Origin of the sequence: Kribbella sp. NPDC051718, from assembly GCF_040681515.1 — a bacterium.
Lineage (GTDB): Bacteria > Actinomycetota > Actinomycetes > Propionibacteriales > Kribbellaceae > Kribbella.
The window spans coordinates 1-15,665 of record NZ_JBFAYZ010000019.1; the positions used below are offsets into that span (position 1 = coordinate 1).

17 protein-coding genes are annotated in these 15,665 nt (G+C 67.6%); 4 read left to right on the top strand and 13 right to left on the bottom strand.

Translation table 11 applies throughout. The features are described 5' to 3' along the window. A partial coding sequence (locus AB0M15_RS40390) for a ferritin-like domain-containing protein (protein ID WP_363832121.1) occupies positions 1–399 on the top strand: 399 nt, incomplete at its 5' end. Positions 400–456: 57 nt separating this feature from the next. Here the strand turns inward: AB0M15_RS40390 and AB0M15_RS40395 are convergent. Further along, positions 457–1,218, bottom strand: a complete 762-nt coding sequence (locus AB0M15_RS40395; protein WP_363832125.1) for an isocitrate lyase/phosphoenolpyruvate mutase family protein — start codon at positions 1,216–1,218, stop codon at positions 457–459. 180 nt (positions 1,219–1,398) lie between these two features. On the opposite strand from AB0M15_RS40395, the gene AB0M15_RS40400 reads away from it, so the two are divergent. Continuing rightward, positions 1,399–2,940, top strand: a complete 1,542-nt coding sequence (locus tag AB0M15_RS40400) for a cytochrome bc complex cytochrome b subunit (RefSeq protein ID WP_363832129.1) — start codon at positions 1,399–1,401, stop codon at positions 2,938–2,940. On the opposite strand, the gene AB0M15_RS40405 is transcribed toward AB0M15_RS40400, so the two are convergent. The 10 genes from AB0M15_RS40405 to AB0M15_RS40450 form a co-directional block, all read right to left on the bottom strand. Beyond that, positions 2,925–3,974 carry a hypothetical protein gene (locus AB0M15_RS40405; RefSeq protein ID WP_363832133.1) on the bottom strand — a complete coding sequence of 350 codons (1,050 nt, stop codon included), beginning with the start codon at positions 3,972–3,974 and terminating at the stop codon, positions 2,925–2,927. The genes AB0M15_RS40400 and AB0M15_RS40405 overlap by 16 nt on opposite strands. A gap of 11 nt (positions 3,975–3,985) precedes the next feature. After that, a complete protein-coding gene (locus AB0M15_RS40410; protein WP_363832137.1) occupies positions 3,986–4,492 on the bottom strand; it encodes a SigE family RNA polymerase sigma factor in 507 nt (168 codons plus the stop codon). A gap of 66 nt (positions 4,493–4,558) precedes the next feature. Beyond that, positions 4,559–7,975, bottom strand: a complete 3,417-nt coding sequence (locus AB0M15_RS40415) for a sugar-binding protein (RefSeq protein WP_363832140.1) — start codon at positions 7,973–7,975, stop codon at positions 4,559–4,561. A gap of 8 nt (positions 7,976–7,983) precedes the next feature. Further along, entirely contained in the window at positions 7,984–9,027 is a 1,044-nt protein-coding gene (locus AB0M15_RS40420) for a LacI family DNA-binding transcriptional regulator (protein WP_363832143.1), read from the bottom strand. An 85-nt stretch (positions 9,028–9,112) separates the two neighbouring features. Next, entirely contained in the window at positions 9,113–9,511 is a 399-nt protein-coding gene (locus AB0M15_RS40425) for a hypothetical protein (protein WP_363832146.1), read from the bottom strand. Further along, entirely contained in the window at positions 9,508–10,260 is a 753-nt protein-coding gene (locus AB0M15_RS40430; protein WP_363832149.1) for a metallophosphoesterase, read from the bottom strand. Before AB0M15_RS40430 ends, AB0M15_RS40425 begins: the two co-directional genes overlap by 4 nt. 29 nt (positions 10,261–10,289) lie before the next feature. Then, complete coding sequence (locus AB0M15_RS40435) at positions 10,290–10,499, bottom strand: plastocyanin/azurin family copper-binding protein (RefSeq protein WP_363832334.1); 210 nt, start codon at positions 10,497–10,499, stop codon at positions 10,290–10,292. A 3-nt stretch (positions 10,500–10,502) separates the two neighbouring features. Then, entirely contained in the window at positions 10,503–10,718 is a 216-nt protein-coding gene (locus tag AB0M15_RS40440; protein ID WP_363832152.1) for a hypothetical protein, read from the bottom strand. Between the two features lie 21 nt (positions 10,719–10,739). Beyond that, positions 10,740–11,513, bottom strand: coding sequence for a Rieske 2Fe-2S domain-containing protein (locus tag AB0M15_RS40445; RefSeq protein ID WP_363832337.1), 774 nt, complete (start codon positions 11,511–11,513; stop codon positions 10,740–10,742). A gap of 2 nt (positions 11,514–11,515) precedes the next feature. Beyond that, the gene (locus AB0M15_RS40450) at positions 11,516–12,088 is read right to left on the bottom strand and encodes an RNA polymerase sigma factor (protein ID WP_363832155.1); all 573 of its coding nucleotides are present in this window, start codon (positions 12,086–12,088) and stop codon (positions 11,516–11,518) included. A 135-nt stretch (positions 12,089–12,223) separates the two neighbouring features. On the opposite strand from AB0M15_RS40450, the gene AB0M15_RS40455 reads away from it, so the two are divergent. Next, complete coding sequence (locus tag AB0M15_RS40455) at positions 12,224–13,525, top strand: vanadium-dependent haloperoxidase (protein ID WP_363832158.1); 1,302 nt, start codon at positions 12,224–12,226, stop codon at positions 13,523–13,525. Between the two features lie 6 nt (positions 13,526–13,531). Here AB0M15_RS40455 and AB0M15_RS40460 read toward each other — a convergent pair whose 3' ends face one another. Further along, on the bottom strand, positions 13,532–13,987 hold the full coding sequence (locus tag AB0M15_RS40460; protein ID WP_363832161.1) for a VOC family protein: 456 nt from the start codon (positions 13,985–13,987) through the stop codon (positions 13,532–13,534). A gap of 106 nt (positions 13,988–14,093) precedes the next feature. Here AB0M15_RS40460 and AB0M15_RS40465 point away from each other — a divergent pair, with 106 nt between their 5' ends. After that, positions 14,094–15,122, top strand: coding sequence for a WYL domain-containing protein (locus tag AB0M15_RS40465; protein ID WP_363832164.1), 1,029 nt, complete (start codon positions 14,094–14,096; stop codon positions 15,120–15,122). Here AB0M15_RS40465 and AB0M15_RS40470 read toward each other — a convergent pair. Continuing rightward, positions 15,087–15,662, bottom strand: a complete 576-nt coding sequence (locus AB0M15_RS40470; RefSeq protein WP_363832168.1) for a class I SAM-dependent methyltransferase — start codon at positions 15,660–15,662, stop codon at positions 15,087–15,089. The two genes, AB0M15_RS40465 and AB0M15_RS40470, sit on opposite strands and share 36 nt — an antisense overlap. Positions 15,663–15,665 lie beyond the last annotated feature (3 nt).

The window sequence follows — 15,665 nt, forward strand, 5'->3', positions numbered from 1 at the left end:
ATCGGCGCCGACGAGGCGTCGCACGTGGCGACCCTGACCGCGACGATCCAGAAACTCGGCGGTACGCCGGTAGGCGCGCCGGCCGTCGACTTCGGCGGCGCCTTCGAAACCCGCAAGAGCTACCTCACCACCGCCCACATCTTCGAGAACAAGGGCGTCGGCGCCTACCTCGGCGCCGCCGGCTTCGTCAAAGACAAGATGATCCTCCAGGCCGCCGCCGGCATCTTCGGCGTCGAAGCCCGCCACGCCGCCGTCGTCGGCAACCTCCTCGGTCTCAAAGCCGAAGGCGGCGTCTACCAAGGCCCCTTCGAGAAGGGCATCCCCAAGGCAGACGTCCTGAAGGCCGTAGCCCCGTTCCTCGTCGACCCGAACAAGGTCGTCGCCGCAATCACCTACTAGCCCCCGAGAGTGGGCCGACCTCCCAAGGGGAAGGCCGGCCTGCTCTCGTCAGGCGAGTCAGCGCCAGGGCTTGACCAGGTTGGTGATGTTCTGGGTCAGGGCCACCTGCAGGAGGGGTCCGAAGGTGATCCGCTGGACTCCTGCCTCCTTCAGGTCCTCGAACGAGCCTGACGGTGCTCCGTCGATCGGGTGAGCGGTCACGTTGACCGGGCCGGACAGCTCCGCCAGCAAGACGTCGAGGGCCTTGGCGTCGGGGATCTTCACCGGGTACACGCAACGGGCGCCGGCTGCCTCGCACGCCTGTGATCGGCGTACGGCCTCAGCCAGCGGGTCGTCGAACTGTGCCACCTTGCCCAGGAACGCGTCCGTACGCGCGTTGATGACCAGCTCGACGCCGGCCTGGTCGGCCGCTGCGCGCAGTGCGCCGATGTAGTCGGCGTGCTCCTGCACCTCCCGCAGCCGGCCCTCGCTGTGCACCGTGTCCTCGACATTGATGCCGACGGCACCGGCCTCCAGCACCCGCTCCACCAACTCGGCCGCCGGGGTGTCGTACCCAGACTCCACATCAGCCGTCACCGGTACGTCGACCGCTGCCGTGATGCGGCGGATCCCATCGAGAGCGTCGCCCAGCGTCATGCCCTCGTTGTCCTCCTGCCCCCGGGAGTTGGCCAGCGGGTGGCTACCGATGCTCAGCGCAGGGAAACCAGCCTCGACGACTGCGCGGGCCGACCAGGCATCCCACACGGTCGGCAGCACCAGGGTTTCGCCGGTGTGATGAAGCCGGAGCAGTTCACTGGCCTTTGCGGCGAGGTCGGTCATTTTCTACTCCCAAGATGGTTGGTTCCGGGTGCGCTGTGCCGATCGGACACGTTCAGCGTAGTGATCGCCGGCGGCATTGCGAACTTATGCAAGTGCCCGCAGAACTTTGCTTGCCGGCTCTGGGCGTGCATCAATTATGCATAAGTTTGGGTGAGGCGAGCCGGACGAGGGTGAGCGCGGATGGCACAGCAGAAACTTCCTGCTTCGGTGGAGTGGGTTGACGATCGGCTGGGCATCGCGAAGCTCGGCAAGAAGAACCTGCGCAAGGTCTTCCCCGACCACTGGTCCTTCATGCTCGGCGAGATCGCGCTCTACAGCTTCATCATCCTGATCCTGACCGGCATCTTCCTCACCCTGTGGTTCACGCCGTCGATGGCTGACGTGGAATATCAGGGCTCGTACAGCCTGCTCAAGGGCCTGCACATGTCCGAGGCCTATGAGTCGACACTGCGGATCTCCTTCGACATCCGCGGTGGGCTGCTGATGCGGCAGATCCACCACTGGGCCGCTGTCCTCTTCGTCGCCTCGATGAGCATCCACCTGCTCCGCATCTTCTTCACCGGCGCGTTCCGCAAGCCCCGCGAGCTCAACTGGCTGATCGGCATCGTGATGCTGTTCCTCGGCATCATCGAGGGCTTCATCGGGTACGGCCTGCCCGACGACCTGCTGTCCGGCACCGGCCTGCGGATCACGGAAGGGCTGGTGCTCGCCGCTCCGGTCGTCGGCACGTACATGTCGTTCTTCATCTTCGGCGGCCAGTTCCCCGGCGACGAGTTCGTCTCCCGGTTCTACACGGTCCACGTCCTGCTGATCCCCGGCATCCTGCTCGGGCTGATCACCGTCCACCTGATCCTGGTCGTCTATCACAAGCACACGCAGTACCCAGGTCCCGGCCGGACCGAGAAGAACGTCGTCGGCTATCCACTGATGCCGGTCTACCTGGCCAAGGCAGGCGGTTTCTTCTTCGTCGTCTTCGGGGTGCTCGCCATGATGGGAGCGCTGCTGCAGATCAACCCGGTCTGGCTGTACGGCCCGTACAACCCGGCCGAAGTCACCGCCGGCTCCCAGCCCGACTGGTACATGGCCTGGCTCGACGGCGCCGTCCGCCTCATGCCCGGCGTCGAATCGCACTTCTGGGGCGTCACGATCAGCTGGAACATCGTCGTACCGGCGCTCCTGATGCCACCGCTGTTCATCGGGTTCGTCGCGCTCTACCCGTTCCTCGAGCAGTTCATCACCGGCGACAAGCGCGAGCACCACCTGCTCGACCGGCCGCGCAACGTACCTACCCGGACCGGGATCGGCGTCGCGATCACCACCTTCTACGGCGTGCTCTGGCTCAACAGCGGCAACGACCTGGTCGCCACCAACTTCCACCTGTCCATCAACTCGATCACCTGGGTCTGCCGCGTCCTGATCTTCCTCGGCCCGGCGATCGCGTTCTGGATCACCCGCCGGATCGCGATCTCCTTGCAACGCGCCGACCGCGACCGGGTGCTGCACGGTCTGGAGAGCGGCGTCATCATCCGCCGGCCGGACGGCGAGTACGTCGAGAAGCACACACCGATCTCGAAGTACGAGGCATACGCTCTCACCGCGCAGGAACGCCGGACGCCGCTCGAACCAGGGCCGGCCACGGACGACAACGGAGTACCGTCACCGCATCGCCGCCGGGACAAGGTCCGAGCGCGTCTCTCGTCGTTCTACTACTTCTCGGGGTAGAGCTTGGTGAGGAGGGTTCCTGACTTGTCGTAGGCCCTGACCTTCAGGTGCTCCTTGTTGGTGTGGCTGGTTTTGTCCAGGGCGGTGAAAGTGAACCAGCCGTTGTTGAGGGGCGCCTCGTACGTTGGGCCGGTGCCGATCTGCACGAGGATCTTGGCGGTGTTCGCCGGGGCCTGGCCCCAGCCGGTGGGTAGCGATCGGCCGCAGAGGTTGCCTTGGCAGTCTGTGCGTTCGGGGAGGATCGCGGCGATCTCCTTGCCGACGGTTCCGTCAGGCCACGGGACTCGTGGGTAGTCCCTGCCCAGGTCGTCGAGGCGCAGGGCGGTGACTCCCCAGCCGAAGCCGGCGCCGCGGATTTCGTCGGTCGGCAGCTGGCAGGCGATTGCTGTCTTGCCGGACGGTGAAGTGGCGATCAGCAGGGCGCGGCTCAGTCCGGTGGGGGTAGCACTCAAGCGGTCGGAGACCTGGATCTGCCACTTGGTCATGTCGACCCACGCGTTCACCGAACAGTTGCGCAGCTGGTCGGCCGCGTTGTCCGGGAACGGATCCGCCTTCGCGGCGGCGACCAGGGCGGCCGACGGTTTGTCCCCGCCGGGAATCGTGCAGAAGAAGGGGCCTGCGGAACCGCTCTTCAGTGCGTAGCCGTGCGAGCTCACGGACCGGTAGCCGGTGGTTTTGATCAGCGACTTCTTCACACCGGGGTATCGCAGCGCGCAGCGGCGTTCGGCCTCCTGCTTCGAGATCCGCTGGGCGGCACCGTCCTCGCCACGCGGGACACCCGGGACAGGGCTGAACTGGGAGTTCTCGGCTCCGGCCACACCGGAACTGTCGCCGGTGGTTGCCAGGTTTGGGATGAGGGTGACGGCGAGGGCTGCCGCTGCGACGCCGGCGATGGTGCCGCTCACGCCCAGGACGCGCCGCCGGCGGAGGCCGCGGTGGCCTCGGGTGAGGACCGGTCCGGGGTCGAAGTGGTCCAGTGGTTCGGTGAAGGCCAGGCGGTGTAGTTCAGCGCTGACCTCGCGGGTGTCTTCCATCTCGTTCTCCTTCACAGCGCCGGACTCCGTCGCCGATCGATGGCCGTGCGGAGAGTCTCGAGGCCACGCGCGGCCTGGCTTTTCACCGTGCCCTCCGAGCACCCGAGGATCTCCGCGGTCTGCTCGATCGAGAGATCCTCGTAGTACCGCAGGACGACGCAGGCACGCTGACGTGGTGCCAGTGCTCGCAGCGCTTCGAGCACTTCGTCACGTTCAGCGTGCCCGGCCGCGAAGTCGCCGTTCTGGACGGCGTGCTCCGGGATCTCGGCACTGGTGACCTCCCGGCGCCAGGGACGCCGGCCACTGTCGTAGGCGACGTTGACCAGCGTCCGGCGGGCGTAGGCGAACGGGTTGCCGGCCCGTTGCACCTTCGGCCAGGCGAGGTACAGCTTGTAGAGCGTCTCCTGGACGACGTCGTCCGCCTTGTGCCGGTCGCCGCCGATCAGGAACGCCGTCCTCCGTAGCGACGGACTCGCCGCCTCCACGAACTCGACGAACGCCTTGTCACGCTCTGCCATCCTCGCCTCCGCTCTCCATGTCTCCCCCAAGACGGAAAGCCCGCTCCTCCAGGTTGCAACCCCCTATCAGGGGTGTTGCAAGGTGATCGTCGCGTGGGTTGTTCCGGCGGGCAAGGCGATCGTGCCTGCGGACTGGTCGACCACGGCGCCCTTGATCGACACGGCGGCGATGTTGTTCCTCAGGGCGGGGAGTTCGAGGCTGTAGCCGGCCGCGGAGGCACCGGTGAGTTCGAGGGACAGATACTTTCCGTTGGTGGTCAGGCGGTAGCCGACGCGCTTGCCGTCGGTGGTCGGGTAGTTGTCGATGGCGATCTTCTGGCGGTCGGTGAGCCACTCGTCCGGGACGCCCCGGCCGAGGATCAGGGTGCCGTCGGACTTCTCGGCGATCAGTGAGTCGAACAGCACCTTGGTCGCGGTCGACTGGCCCCACATGTGCTGGTTCGAGCCACCGCCGCCGGATGCGTGGTCGATGTCCCAGGGTGAGTTCGCGCTCGGGTAGCCGACGCCTTCCCACCAGCCGAACGGTCCGCTCTGCGACTTGTCGATCATGAACTGGTACGCCTTGATCCCCAGGTCGCGGTACTGCTCACCGCGCAGCGCCGAACTCCCGTACCCGGCGTTGTAAGCGCTGGAGTAGTAACCGTGCGGGTAGCCACCGAAGTTGTAGATGGTGTCCGAGATGTCCTTCCGACGGTCGAACCCGTGCGTGTAGGTGTCGTCGATCTTGTCGAGCATCACCCCGCTCTGCTCGGCGCCGAACAGATACCCGTCCCACGCCCAGCGGCCGAACAGGAACATCGAGGCCCAGTTCGCGTCCCGGGGATCCTTGCGCGGTCCGGTCTCGTTGGGCTCGACCATCGAGATCGGGAGGTAGTCGAGGTTGTACTCCTGCATCGTCTGGGTGATCCGTGCCGTCGCGACCCGCAGCAGATCGTCGTACTCCGCCTTGGCCCAGGCCGCCTCGGCAGTCTCGCCAAGAGCGGTGGCGAGATACCGGTACGTCGTGAGCCCCGCCAGCGCCGACCAGTTGTCGATCGTCCAGTAGCCCAGCGAGTCGATCGCCAGGGTCTGCTTGATGATGCCCGTACCACCGTCGATCCGGTCGGTCTCGACCATGTGGGTGTTCTTCTTGATCGTCTCGAACTGGCTGCGGACGAAGGCCTTGTCGCCGGTCCGTTGCAGGTACAGCGCGTACGGCCAGCTGTACTTCCACTTGGCGTCGTCGTACTGGAGCTGGGCCGGCAGCGTGGCGAGGTAGTCGCGGGCGTAGGTGAAGTCGCCGATCGTCAGCAGGGTGGCCACGATGCCGATCGTGTCGTGGTCGAACATCTCGTCGTAGCCGTTCTCGCCGACGTGCAACTGCTTCGCGCCGTCGATGTCGTCCCGGATGATCAGCGTGTAGATGTAGCCGGCCTTGTACGCGTTGACGAGCCGCTCGTCCGGCAGGTCGGTGATCTGCGCGATCGCCGCCAGCCTCGTGTTCCAGTACTTCCGCATGTCCTTGTAGTGCTTGCTGAACGATCCCGCCTGCTGCAACTGCAGCGCGGACGGCCAGTCATAGCTCGCACCGAACCGATCGGCCGCGACCGCATAGTCGCGCACCACGGTCTGGCCGGCGCCGATCGTCGTCACCGTCGGTGCGGCCGTCGCGGTCAGTGGCGTCAGCAGACTCGACACCCGGGGCAGCCGCGCCTGCGCCGCCGTCGTGTTGGTGACGCTCATCCTCGAGTAGGCGACCTCGAAGCGATTCCCGTCGACCACCACCAGATCAGCGAAGTTCTCGACCCGCACCTGCAGGCCGTCCTTGGCGTACTCGCTGATGAACGCGGGCAGATACCCCTCAGCGTTCGTCCACTTGATCTTGCCCGGAATGTTCGGCACCCCGAACGTCACCACCGCATTGCCCCGGCTCCGGAGCTGGTAACTGCCGTCGATGAAAGCGATCGGCGCATTCAGGTCGCCCTCCCACCCGAACGACGACGTGAGCCCCGGATTCGTGACGTTCGTGTACTCCGCTCCGGCCGCCGCCGACCCAGCCTCGTCGAAAGCCGCCTTGAGCAGCAGGTAGGACAGCCGCAGCTCGTCCCGTTGCGCTGAGGCATCCCCGATCACCGCCGTCGCCGAGGCGATCTCGCCGTCGAGCTGCTGCTGCGCCGCCTCACTGGCCGCGTTGAAGTCGGCCGACGCCGCCTGCGCGAGCAGAGTCCGAACCAGCCCTCGATAAGCATCCGCCGACGTCTCGGACTGCGTCACGCCGGCCAGCGTCACATTGCCGGAGTCATGCGTCTTGCGGAGCAGCTGCGCGCTGATCCGGGCCGAGTCACCGGCGCCGATGGTGAGCTCGTAGAGCCTGGTGACCGCGTCGTTGGTACTGACCAGATCGCTGCTGACGAAGCTCGGCGTGGTGGCGCCGTTGAGGTAGACGGAGACGGTCGCGGCCGCGCGCCAGGCGCCGGACACGAACCGTACGGCCCGTCCGCTCGCCGCGGCAGGCACGGTGAGGTCATAGCCGTACGGGCCGGTGAGATCCACGCCGACGTTCGCTCCGTCGGCGAAGAAGATGCCGCCCTGCCGAGTGCCGGCCTGGGTCGCGGTCGGCGTGCCGTTGGTCCACGAATACGTCACCGGATTGTCGTTCTGCGCACCGATCGCGGCACCGGCCTGCCGGTTCGCGACCGCGAGCCGAGCCGTCCCAGCCGGTACGCCGGTACTGCGGTTGATCGTCGAGCCATCGAGATGCAGCCAGTCGCTCGGCCCCTCACCGGTCAGGTCCATCGAGACCGGCGGCGCCGTCGCCGTGAAGCTCGGACCGGCCGCCGAGGCGATCCGCGACAGTGCGACGGCGGACAGCGACACGTTCCCGGCCGGCTGGACCTTCTCGGTGAACCTGGTGGTCACGACCACGCCCTCCCCCGGCCGGATCGTCACCGTGTAGCGCTTGGCAATTGCAGCATCGGTAGCACTGATCGGAGTCGTGTACGCCGAACCGCTCCCGTCCGCCGCCGCGACGGTGACTGTGCCGCGGGCTTGCCAGATCCCGCCCACGAACATCAACCGTCGTGGCGAATCCGACGGCGCCACCGTGATCCGATAGCCGCCGGCCGCAGTTCCGACCGAGTTGAAAACTCCACCCGAGGTGATCCCCGTGCTCGACGGCGTCGAGGTCCCGTCCGACCACCGGAACGACAACGGGCTGTCGTTGAGCGTGGTCTGCGCAGCGGCGGGATCGAGGTTGTCGACCATGATCGACGGCGCGACCCCGGCCTTGCGCTCAGTACCCGTACCAGCCGGATGGACCCAGTCGAGGTCACCGTAAGCGGTCAGGTCCATCACCCCGGCGACCCCGGTACCACCCGCGAGCTTCTCCGTGTTCACCACGAACGCGTTGGACGGTGTCGCCGATGCCGCCGGCAAGGAAGTCAGGGCCGGCAGCAACAACGCCCCGGCGGTGATTGCTGCGAGCAACTTCGTTCGGGTCCTCATCGGTGTCCTCACTGCCTCGGTGATCCTGGAAGGCTTGAGCCGCGGACGATCAGCTCGGGCTCCAGCAGCACGTGCTGCGGATCCCGGGGATCGCCGGCGAGCAGGTTGTCGATCGACTGGATCAACTGCCGGCCGACGACGTCGATCGGCTGATGCAAGGTGGTGAGCCCCGGGCTCACGAGTGCGGCGGTCGGTGAGTCGTCGAAGCCAGTGACCGCGACGTCCGCCCCTGGTCGCAGTCCCCGCTCGTGCAGCGCACGTAGTACGCCCAGCGCGAGCGTGTCGGAGGCGCAGACCAGCGCGGTGGCCGGGCGGGACGAATCGAGCATCCGGTGTGCGGCCTGCCGACCCGCCTCCAGGGTGTCCGGGACCGCGACCTGGAGATCCGTCTCCAGCTCACGCCCGCGGCAGCCCTCCAGCCACCCCTCGCGACGTTCGGCGCCGATCTCGGACTCGGCCGGCCAGCCGAGGTGACCGATCCGGCGGTGCCCTTGCGCCGCAACATGCTCCGTTGCCGCCCGGGTGCCCGCGCGGCCGTCGACATCGACCCAGGAGGTGGCCTCGTCACCGTCCCAGGACCGGCCGAACGACGCGAACGGCACACCCCACGACCGCAGTGCCGAGACCCGGTCGTCGTTGCGGTGCGTCTCGGCCAGGACGAACGCGTCGACCGAGGTCTTCTTCAGCAGGTCCCGGTAGGCCTTGATCTCGTTCGCCGAACCGTCCTCGGCATGACACAGGATCAGGTGGTAGCCGGCCTCGGCCGCGGCGGCGTTCAGCGCGTACAGGAACTCGTCCATCAACAGCGAGGCCTTGTCGGTCCGGGCCGGCCGCGTCTTGAACGCGATCAACGACGAACTACGGTTCCGCAGCGCCCGCGCCGACAGGTTCGGCTCGTACCCCAGCTCCTCGACCGCCGCCAGGATCCGCTCCCGCGTCGCCGGCGCCACCCGCTCGGGATTGTTGACCGCGTTCGACACCGTCTGAGCCGAAACCCCGGCCCAGCGAGCCACCTGGACCAACGTCACGTGCCCATGCGGTACCGGCGCCATCCCACTCTCCAGCCTTGCCGATTTATTAACGTTAAAACCCGTGGCTCGCACGCTAGTGAGCCGTGCGGACCACGTCAAGATGCAATCAGGCCGGATCTGGTTTTAACGCTAAGCGGAGCTGCCATGCGAACGGGGCGAGGAGCACGGCCAGCGCGACGACCCAGGCGAGCACGCTGAGCAGCGCCTGCGGGGCGGGTTGCCAGCCGCGTTCGGTGAACCCGAAGAGGCCGACCGTCCGGGAGCCGATGAAGCCACCCAGGCCGCTGAGGCAGAGGGCGAGTGCGGCGAGGCGGAGTACCGGCGCGTTGCGGATCAGGAGGAGCAGGGCGATCGCGAACGAGGCGGCCGCGTCCCAGCGGAAGGACGTGCCGATGTACGGGATGGCGTGGTAGCTGCGGACGTACAGCTGCGCGTGGATGAAGCCGACGACCGCCAGGCAGATGGCTACCGGTAGCGCGGCGAGAGCGGGGCGGAAGGTTCTCATGCGAGCTCCACGTCCTTGATCGCGAGGCGCTCGGTGCCCTCGACGTACTGGACCTCGCGGATGCCGAGCGCGGCCTTGAGCTTCCCGGCCGGCAGGGTGACCGGGCTCGGGGCCGGCCGCTCGCCGGGTCGCGGGAGCGGGTACGCCGTGGTGGTCGCGCTGTGGAAGGTGATGTTGCCTTCGGTCTTGGTGAACAGCTGGTGAATGTGGCCGTTCAGACACGTCACCGAAGAGAACCGCTTCAGGTAGCTCAATGCCTGAGTGGCGTCGTCGGTTCCCCAACCCCACTTGGGATACAGCGCGAACAGCGGGATGTGGCTGAACACGACGATGGGGGTGTCCGAGGACAACTTCGCGACATCCTGGCGGACGAACTCGATCTGGTCCTGGCCGAGATGGCCGAGGCTTTCGAGGCTCAGCGTGTTCACCAGCGAGATGAAGTGCACGCCCCGCAGGTCGAAGCTGTACCACCCGTCGCCGACGGTCCCCTGGCCGAACGCCTTGCGGTACTCGTTGATCTGCTGGATCGCGTCGGCGAAGGACTGTTCGACAGCGGTGTTCGCCGTTCCCTTGAAGCCGAGATGGCTGTCGCTGATCTGGAGGAACCGCAGCGCGTTCGGATCCTTCGCCAGCGCTGCCGGCTGCTCGTCCGCGCGGGCGATCTGGCTGCTCACCTCGCCTCCGGTCACCGTCAGCACCACGGCCGCGCCGAACCAGGCGGTGTGCCGCATCAGCTGACGTCGCGTCATACCCTCCGGACTGTGATCGTCCTCGACGCTCATGCCGTGACCACCACCGTGCCGGTCATGAACGGGTGGATCGTGCACAGGTAGTCGAACGTGCCGGCCTTGGTGAACTTGTACTGGAACTTGTCACCCTTCTGCAGCGTGCTCGACTTCAACGGACCGTCGCCGTTCTGGCTGGTCACCGTGTGCGGATCCTGGTCCTCGTTGGTCCATGTCACGGTGGTACCGACCTTGACGGTGATGTTCTATGGGCCGAACGCGAACTCCTTGATCTGCACGGCATCGGCGGCGACCGCGGGACCGGCCGGGGGTGCCGGTGACATCGACATCCCCGGCATCTCCGAGTCGGCCGGAGGGGGCTGGGTGGCGGCGGGCTGGGCCTGGCTATCGGTACCGCACGCCGCGACGGTCGTAAGGCAACCGACCGTCGCGAGCGCGATGACGAAACGTCGTATTCTCATGCCCCTTGATAGGAGCCGGGGTTACGCCTGACGCGGCGGTACGAAGACCTGGACGACGCCGTCGGACTCGCGGACATTCAGCTTCGGCAACGGCGGCAGGGCGATCGGCAGCCGATGATGGAGCACGGCGCCGTCGACGCCGAAGGCCGCGTTGTGGCAAGGGCAGTTCAGCTGCCGGGCCGGGCCGTCCAGAGCGAGTTTGCAGCCCAGGTGGGTGCACACCCCGGACACGGCATTCAGCTGGTCACCAGAACGGTGGACGAATCCGACGATGCTGCCGGTGTCGAACGGCCGTACCGCGCCGTCCGGCAGATCCTTGGCCGCGACGATCCCCCGCCACTCGCCGTTGTCGGGCGTGACCGTCTGCTCGCCGGGCTCAGCCGTCACCGCCCCTCCGGCCCCGCCCAACGCCTCCCCGGCAGCAACCCCGATCGCAACCGACGCCGCCGAGGCCGCCGCGATCGACCCAACGAACCGCCGACGGCTGGTGCCGCGCAATTCCCGTACCGGCGTACCGTCGCCGAGCTCGCGCGCCCGTCGCGGGTCGTCGTGCGGTCCGTGCGCTGGTGACGTTCCGTCGTGCGGCTCGCGCCCCGATGCAGTCTCGTCGTCCAGTTCGGTCCGCAGGCGTTCGCGGAGGGAGTTGACGAAGTCGTCGCTCGGGCCGTTGTCCGGCCCGGCGGCGCGCAGGATGATGGCGGTCCGGATCTGCGACTCGTCGGACTCGTCGACGGCAGCGGGTTTCGTCCGACGCCGGTTCAGCAGGTCGTCGACGAATCGGCGTACTCCGCGCATCGTCACCCCTCCATTCTGTCTGCGACGGCCGCGGCCTGGCGAAGCGCCCGATGCTGCAGCACCTTCGCGTTGCCGACGGTCACTCCCAGTTCGACCGCGGCCTCCTTCACCGAGCAGGCGTCGATGAACCGCAACTGCAGGATCCGCTGGTACCGATCCGGCAGCTCCGCCAGGATCGCCGCCGCCCGGACGACCGCGCCGCTGTCGCCGGCCTCGCTCACCGGCTCGGTCAGCGCCCAATCCTCCTCGAGCCGGGTGATCTGGCGCCCCAGCGTCCGCCGCCAGTACCCCGCGAGCACCGTCCGCGCGGTGGCGAGCAGGTACGCCCGGACCTCGCCGATACTCGCCGTCAGCCGCAGCGGCTTCAGCGCGGTCACGAAGACCTCGGCCGTCAGGTCCTCGGCATCCGGCCGGTTGCCGACCTTGACGAACATCAGCCGGTAGACCCGGTCCACGTTGTCGTTGTAGACGGCCTCCCAGTCGGAGTAGCTGTCGTCGGTCACCACGTGCAGATGAACCGGCGCATCCGGTCCCCGTTCGGGCGTCCGCCGCCCCGACGATCTCTGTCCCGCCACCCGCCACCGTCACCTTCACCAGTCAGCACCGACACGACACCACACCCTTGATAGGTGCGGGGGTTACACGGGTTCTGCTCGTAACCCGGCCGGCTATCTGCTTGGTGACCATCGAATCCTCTCTGTGGAGTCATCGTGACATCTCCAGTATCCCGCCGCGGCCTGCTGATCGCCGGTAGCACGACCGCCGCGGCCGTCGCCGTCGCGGCGACGAACACCGGCTTCGCCGCCGCTCACACCGCTGCCCGCATCCCGACCCTCGAACTGACCCGACAGGTCCGGGCGGGTGCTGACGTCGTGATCGCGTGGAACCAGACCCTGCTGCGGATCGTCCGCACGCCAGGCCTGCAACCACCCACGATCCACCCGACCAGGAGCTTCGCCATCCTGCATGCCGCGATCCACAACGCCGTGGTGGCCACCACGGGGAAGGGCACGCCGTACCTCTTCGCCGTCCATGCGGCTCCGGGAGCATCGCCGATCGCCGCGGCAGCCCAAGCAGGGCACGACATTCTCGTTGCCTTGTACCCGTCCGAGGCGGCGAGCCTGGACCGTCAACTCGAGGCGTCTCTGACCGGTGCCGGCCCGGCCCACGCCCGGGAATCGGGTATCGCCGCCGGCCGCCTGACTGCCCGGCTGCTGCTCGACCTGCGCAGCCACGACGGCTCATCGGCAGTATCGCCGCCGCTGGCCCCAGGCACCGAACCCGGCCAGTACCGACCGACGCCACCCGCCAACGCCGCGCCGGTGTTCACCCACTGGTCGAGCGTGACTCCGTTCCTGATCAAGCGCGCCAACCGCTTCCGCCCAGAGGCATACCCCGATCTCGCCAGCCGCCGGTACGCCGCGGCGATCAACGAGGTCAGGCGACTGGGCAGGAACAACAGCACAACCCGCAGCGCCGACCAGACCCAGCAAGCGAACTTCTGGGCCGCGCCGATCTGGAACTACTGGAACGAGATCACCCAAACCGCCCTGCGAACCGAGCACTACGACCTGGCCCGCGCCGCCGCCGTCTTCGCCCAGCTCAACCTGGCACTGGCCGACGCGGTGATCGCCTTCTACGACGCCAAGTACCACTTCCGCATCTGGCGCCCGATCACCGCGATCCGCCTCGCCGATGCCGACGGCAACCATTCCACCGCCGCAGATCCCACCTGGACTCCGCTGGCCAACACACCGCCAGACCCGTCCTACCCCGGCGCCCACAGCGTCATCTCCCAAGCAGCCGCCACCCTGCTGACCCGGGAGTTCGACCCACGCCTGCGCCTCACCGTCACCTCCGAACTCCTCCCCGGGGTAGCCCGCACCTTCCGCTCCCTGCAAGCAATCGCCGACGAGGCCGGCCTCAGCCGCCTCTACGCCGGCATCCACACCCGCCTAGACCACTACGCCGGCCAAACCCTCGGCCACCACCTGGCCCGCTCCGTTCTCTGACCTCAGTCAGTACGAGTTGGCCACGTCGAGGATCCAGGTGATGCCGAAGCGGTCGGTGAGCATGCCGAAGGTGGGGGCCCACTGGGCGGGGCCGAGGTCCTCGATCACGGTCGCTCCTTCGGACAGTGCCTTCCAGTAGGTGGTGACCTCGTCGACCGTGTCGCCGCGGACCGAGAGGAAGAACTTCTCGGTGGTGATGGTGGTGCCGTTCTCGCGGCGGGTGCTCGGCGCAGGCTCGGCCGGCGCGGCGTCGCCCGGTACGTCGTACGCCATCACCCGGAAACCGTTGCCGGCGGCAACCTGGCCGAAAACGACCTTGCCGGCGTCGGGCAACTCCTTCGGCAGCCCGAAGTCGCCGTAGGTGGCGATGGTGAGGTCACCGCCGAACACCGACGCGTAGAACTCCAGCGCCTCGCGTGCCTCGCCGTGGAAGTTGAGGTGGGCGACCGTCTGCACAGACATGCGTTGTCTCCTGTTCGTTGTCCGCCGGACCGTTTCCGGCGGACGACAGAACAATCGCAGCAGTAGAGGACAGAGAACGTCCACTACTTGGTGGATGATGAGATCCATGCCGATCAATTCCGCACCGTCCGCTTCGCGACGCCTGCTGTCTTTGCTGTCCCTGTTGCAGGTACGCCGGGACTGGCCGGGCGATCTGCTGGCCGACCGGCTCGGGGTGACCTCGCGGACGGTGCGCCGGGACATCGATCGGCTACGCGAACTCGGCTATCCGGTCCGCGCGATCAAGGGGCCGGATGGTGGCTACCGGCTGGACGCGGGTGCGCACCTGCCTCCGCTGCTGTTCGATGACGAGCAAGCCGTCGCGCTGGCGGTGGCGTTGCGGAGTGCGGCGCTCGTCGGCGCGGGGATCGAGGAGGCGGCTGCTCGCGCGCTCAGTACGGTGACTCAGCTGATGCCCAAGCGGCTGCGGGCCCGACTCGACGCCCTGGAGACGGCCATCGTCAAGAGCCCTGGCGATGGCGACCCGCAGGCAGATATCGAGGTACTGATCGCGATCGGCGCGGCGATTCGCAACCGGGAAGAACTCCGCTTCGACTACCGATCCCCGTCAGATCGCGGTGACGGCAAACTGGTGCCACCACGCCGGGTCCACCCACATCACCTGCTGGCGCAATCCGGCCGCTGGTACCTACTCGCCTGGGATCCCGCTCGCGAAGACTGGCGCATCTACCGCGCCGACCGCATGACACCCCGCGTCCCCACCGGCCCACGCTTCACCCCTCGCGAGGTCCCCGGCGGCGACCCCGCCACCTACCTGGCCGCCCGCTTCAAAGGCTCGCCCGGCCCCAACACCTGGCCCTGCCAAGGCGAGGTAATCCTGGCCGCCCCCGCAGCCGACGTCGTCCCCTTCGCCCGCGATGCCACAGTCGAACCCCTCGACGCCAACACCTGCCGAGTCCGCCTCGGCGCCTGGTCCTGGCCCGGCCTGGCAGCAACCCTCGCCAGATGGGACGTAGACATCGAGGTAGTCGATCCCCCCGAGCTACGCACCGCCTTCGCCGCCCTAGCCACCCGAGCCGCCCACGCCGCCCACGCCGCCTCAGCCGACCCGAGCAGCCACCAGCAGCCCCGTTGACCAGCTCAGCCGGACGGTCCGAAAGTCATCCCGTTCGGCCAGTTCAGCCAGCAACCGGTCGACCGCGGCGCCATGACCGTCTGGCCAGTTGGGTTGCGGGAGGAGGTCGTCGATCAAATACATCCCGCCCGGTACTACGAGTTCCAACGCCCGCTCAAGATGCGTGAACTTCCCGGGCCAGGTGTCCGCGAAGACCAGGTCGAACGGCGGCCCGTCGTACGACTCCAGCCACTCGCCACCATCGCCGGTGACGAAAGTGACCCGAGTGTCGTCCAGCTCCGCGCGGGCAATCGCCTGTACGGCGGCGTCGAGCTCGACGGAGACCAGATGGGAAGCCGCATCCATCCCATCGAGCAGCCAAGCGGTGCCCTCACCAACACCGGTGCCTAGCTCAAGCACCCGGCCGCCCGGACAGGCAGCGGCCAGCACGGTCAGCAGGCTGCCGGTGCGCTCGTCGCACGACATGGCGAAGCCCGCGTCGAGCGCGGCGGCACGTAGTACCGGCAGAGTGGCGGGAAACCGTTGTGGGCTGTCATCCATCTG

Excerpts from the sequence above, each read along its gene's own strand:
- AB0M15_RS40395 (WP_363832125.1), bottom strand. The coding sequence starts at position 1,218 with ATGACCGACCTCGCCGCAAAGGCCAGTGAACTGCTCCGGCTTCATCAC.
- AB0M15_RS40400 (WP_363832129.1), top strand. The coding sequence starts at position 1,399 with ATGGCACAGCAGAAACTTCCTGCTTCGGTGGAGTGGGTTGACGATCGG.
- AB0M15_RS40405 (WP_363832133.1), bottom strand. The coding sequence starts at position 3,974 with ATGGAAGACACCCGCGAGGTCAGCGCTGAACTACACCGCCTGGCCTTC.
- AB0M15_RS40410 (WP_363832137.1), bottom strand. The coding sequence starts at position 4,492 with ATGGCAGAGCGTGACAAGGCGTTCGTCGAGTTCGTGGAGGCGGCGAGT.
- AB0M15_RS40415 (WP_363832140.1), bottom strand. The coding sequence starts at position 7,975 with ATGAGGACCCGAACGAAGTTGCTCGCAGCAATCACCGCCGGGGCGTTG.
- AB0M15_RS40420 (WP_363832143.1), bottom strand. The coding sequence starts at position 9,027 with ATGGCGCCGGTACCGCATGGGCACGTGACGTTGGTCCAGGTGGCTCGC.
- AB0M15_RS40425 (WP_363832146.1), bottom strand. The coding sequence starts at position 9,511 with ATGAGAACCTTCCGCCCCGCTCTCGCCGCGCTACCGGTAGCCATCTGC.
- AB0M15_RS40430 (WP_363832149.1), bottom strand. The coding sequence starts at position 10,260 with ATGACGCGACGTCAGCTGATGCGGCACACCGCCTGGTTCGGCGCGGCC.
- AB0M15_RS40440 (WP_363832152.1), bottom strand. The coding sequence starts at position 10,718 with ATGAGAATACGACGTTTCGTCATCGCGCTCGCGACGGTCGGTTGCCTT.
- AB0M15_RS40445 (WP_363832337.1), bottom strand. The coding sequence starts at position 11,513 with ATGCGCGGAGTACGCCGATTCGTCGACGACCTGCTGAACCGGCGTCGG.
- AB0M15_RS40460 (WP_363832161.1), bottom strand. The coding sequence starts at position 13,987 with ATGTCTGTGCAGACGGTCGCCCACCTCAACTTCCACGGCGAGGCACGC.
- AB0M15_RS40465 (WP_363832164.1), top strand. The coding sequence starts at position 14,094 with ATGCCGATCAATTCCGCACCGTCCGCTTCGCGACGCCTGCTGTCTTTG.
- AB0M15_RS40470 (WP_363832168.1), bottom strand. The coding sequence starts at position 15,662 with ATGGATGACAGCCCACAACGGTTTCCCGCCACTCTGCCGGTACTACGT.